The 1,956-nt window shown below is 57.2% G+C and carries 3 protein-coding genes and 1 pseudogene; all 4 read left to right on the top strand.

Features of this window, described 5'->3' with window-relative positions:
- A partial coding sequence (locus tag EHO01S_RS19050) for a hypothetical protein (RefSeq protein WP_035370897.1) occupies positions 1–231 on the top strand: 231 nt, incomplete at its 5' end.
- A pseudogene (locus tag EHO01S_RS18755) lies at positions 228–439 on the top strand (DNA circularization N-terminal domain-containing protein); the annotation flags it as partial. The gene EHO01S_RS19050 and the pseudogene EHO01S_RS18755, both read left to right, overlap by 4 nt.
- 33 nt (positions 440–472) lie before the next feature.
- A complete protein-coding gene (locus tag EHO01S_RS19360) occupies positions 473–1,669 on the top strand; it encodes a hypothetical protein (protein ID WP_051355236.1) in 1,197 nt (398 codons plus the stop codon).
- Positions 1,653–1,956 (top strand): phage baseplate assembly protein (locus EHO01S_RS17790; protein ID WP_035370895.1); only part of this gene is annotated, 304 nt, incomplete at its 3' end. The genes EHO01S_RS19360 and EHO01S_RS17790, both read left to right, overlap by 17 nt.

Here is a 1,956-nt window from a genome sequence, read left to right as displayed (position 1 = left end):
AAAGCACAGTGGAAACGACTGACCGGCCATCCTATCCGAGATGATCAGATCCATCCACAACAGGTTATTGCCGCTACACAGCCCCCTCAAGCCAAAGGCGGAGCCTCACAGACAACCGCCTCACCAACGCCTAGCGCCGCCGCTCCCCAGGTGATCCGCCTGGAGGTTGATGGCCGCACGTTGGCGGAGATCGTCAACCAGATTAACGCACAGGAGGGAGTCCGGGGATGAGTTGGCAGGACACGTTACAGGATGCCTCGTTTAAAGGTGTGCGCTTTGATGTGCTGAGAGAGTCTACGTCTCATGGTAGAGATCATGCCGATCATGAATACCCGTTTATTGATGGGGCTGATGTGCATGACCTGGGGCGTAAGGCGCGCAACATCCGGCTCACGGCCTTTTTTGGGGAGAGGATTATGATACCCGGCTACAAAACTTCCTGGCGGTACTGGATAAGGCGGGCGCGGGTGAGTTGATCCACCCGGTTTATGGCTCTATTCCCAAAGCCCAGCTTATCGAATGCCAGGTCTCCCACGATGCGGAGCAGCCGGACTATTGCACCGTTGAGCTGGTTTTCCTGGAGTCGAGTACCGGGACGGCCGCGCAAGCAGTGGTCAAGCCTGCCCAATGGGGGGATGCGCTTTTCAATACGCTGGATGAGCTGCAAGGCAAAGCGACAGCACTGTATGATGCGGCAATGTCGCCAGTGCAGAAAACCAAGCGACTGCTCACCAAGGGGAAAGCCGCGCTCTCTACCATGCTCAATACCTTGACGATCATGCGTAGCGGTGTGAAAGGTGTCTTTACTGATTCGGCTGACTATCTGGCGTTCCCGGCGCGTTATGTCAATGACCTGCGTGCCGTTCTGGAGCTGCGCACCCTGGCCACAAGCACCATCCTGGACAAGCAACATCGCCAACGCACAGGGAACTCAGCCGGCGTGATGTATGGGGATACCCTGGTGCAGTTCACCCCACAGGGTGCGTCAACACCCGGTGAGCCGCTGTTACGTTTAACCGGCAGTAAACCGGCATTAAATGGCTCACAAAGCCCCATTCAAGACCCTACGCCGATCCTATCTGCCTGGACGAGTGATTGCGGCGTACTGGATCAGGTGATAACGCTCCCCTCGGCACTGATTAACCGTAATATCACGGCAGCGGTGCCCATCCCCGAGGCAGCCAAACTGGCCGACGTCACTGACGTTGCTACTCTGCATACCACGGTTGCCGCAATGCGTGCGACGGAGATACTGACCGATATTCTGACGGATGAGGCGGCTAGCATATTGACGCCCGAACACATTGAACAAATGACTAATCAGGTTCGGCGATACATCCAGGCCGCCCTGGATTTAAACCGCGATACCTATCGGGAGTTTACCGTGCATGTGAGTGACGATCCCGAGGGGCGAGGTCTACTATGGCCAGGCGTTAATGAGCAGCTCAAATCTGTTGCACTCGGAGTGCAAATACTGGCTGAACAAGAAATCAGCCGCCATCCTCCCCTGATTATCCGCACCGTCGCCCAGGACGCCAATCTGCACTTACTGGCGCACGCCTGGTACGGGGATTACCGGCGCGCCGCCGAGCTGCTGCGTCTCAATCCCCGATTGACCGATCCGAATGCCATCAAAGCGGGAGACAAACTGAATGCCTACAGCCAATGACGACAAAATCACGTTACTGCTCGCGGGTAAGGCGTACAGCACCTGGCAACGCTACCGAATCGACTCAGATTTTCTAAAGCCGGCGGATGGTTGGCAGCTTGGCCTGGGACTCCCCTCTGGGGTATTCCCTGCCGATGCCGTTCGGGGCGCGCCCATACGGATGCTGATGGGGGATGATGTGATCTTGTCCGGGCGAATCGATAGCGTGCAGCGGGAGGTCTCCCGGCGCGGTTTGATGCTGTCGCTAAGTGGCCGGGATAATGCCGCCGTGCTGGTTGATTGTGCAG

The organism is Edwardsiella hoshinae NBRC 105699 = ATCC 33379 (assembly GCF_000474215.1).
GTDB lineage: Bacteria > Pseudomonadota > Gammaproteobacteria > Enterobacterales > Enterobacteriaceae > Edwardsiella > Edwardsiella hoshinae.
This window is presented reverse-complemented; position numbering and strand designations above follow the sequence as displayed.